The 1,152-nt window shown below is 39.3% G+C and carries 1 protein-coding gene and 1 pseudogene; one reads left to right on the top strand and one right to left on the bottom strand.

All coding sequences use genetic code 11. The features are described from left to right. The first annotated feature begins 155 nt into the window (after positions 1-155). Complete coding sequence (locus G337_RS0119405; RefSeq protein ID WP_281170223.1) at positions 156-734, top strand: recombinase family protein; 579 nt, start codon at positions 156-158, stop codon at positions 732-734. Positions 735-978: 244 nt separating this feature from the next. Here G337_RS0119405 and G337_RS0119400 read toward each other — a convergent pair. Beyond that, a pseudogene (locus G337_RS0119400) lies at positions 979-1,152 on the bottom strand (DDE-type integrase/transposase/recombinase); the annotation flags it as partial.

Genomic DNA, 1,152 nt, shown 5'->3' with positions numbered 1-1,152 from the left:
AGAGCGCACCTCATGTGCACGCAAAATCAAAATATTTAAAATCAAATGCACCGTCTGAAGACGGTGGTTTTTACCACTTAAAGCTGGAAATAAACCTGATTGGGTAAAAAATGTTCATAAGGGCATATTTACGAGCTTCAACTACAGAGTAAGATATCAATCGAGCAAAAGACTCATTAAAAAAATTTGTTTCAGGCTTCAATAGACGTATTGCTTCTTACTACAAAGAAAACAAATCAGGTAACTCACTTAACCGACCTGAATTGGTGCGTTTACTTGATGAGTCTGAATCTGGTGATGTGTTATTAGTTGAGTCAATAGATCGATTAACCAGGTTAAGCCCTGATGATTGGAAAACACTGGTTGCATCAATAAACGAAAAAGGGATCAGTATTGTTAGTTTAGATCTTCCTACGAGCCATTTAACTTTTGGGCGTTTCCCAAGTGATGACTTTATGAAGACAATCTTGGGCGCTATTAATAATATGTTCTTAGAAATACTGGCTGCCAGTGCTTACAAGGAATACCGAGAAAGGGAAAGAAAACAAAAAGAAGGTATTCAAAAAGCTCAAAAAAATGGGCTTTATCATGGTCGCCAACCTGATCTGGAATCGCATAATAGAATTGCATCATTTACTGAAGCTGGATTTAGTATAAACAAAACGGCTGAGGCGGTTGGCGTAAGTAGAAGCACTGTAATCAGAGTGAGAAAAACACTCCAAAATTCAGCCTAAGTTTTTTAACCAGTCACATAAGTTATGATACTGGTTAAAAACCTTCTTAAGGTTAATTTCGAGGGGATGGGCGCCCCCCTATAAATACCCCGTTTTTTGCGATCAGCAACGATCTTCTGAGTACTCCCCTCTTTTACAAAGTGACACTGTCACACATTTTAATACCAGGTAACTTAAAATCTGTTTTTGCTACTTAGCTTGCCTAAGCAGTTAAACAGATTCAACAAGCAAAGCGCTGTTAAGGGATGGTATTACCCAGCTTATCAACTGCGCGATACAGGTAGCACCATTTGCCTTTGACTTTTATATACGTTTCACCCATTCGCCACGAGCGAGATACTGAGCACTTATTACTTTGACGGAAGGTGGCTTCCAGCTGAGGTGCATACTCTAATACCCAGCGATTGAGCGTAGCATG

Source organism: Psychromonas aquimarina ATCC BAA-1526 (genome assembly GCF_000428725.1).
In the GTDB taxonomy this organism is placed as follows: Bacteria; Pseudomonadota; Gammaproteobacteria; order Enterobacterales; family Psychromonadaceae; genus Psychromonas; species Psychromonas aquimarina.
Note: the sequence above shows the minus strand (reverse complement) of the source record. Positions and strands in the feature narration are given on the sequence as shown.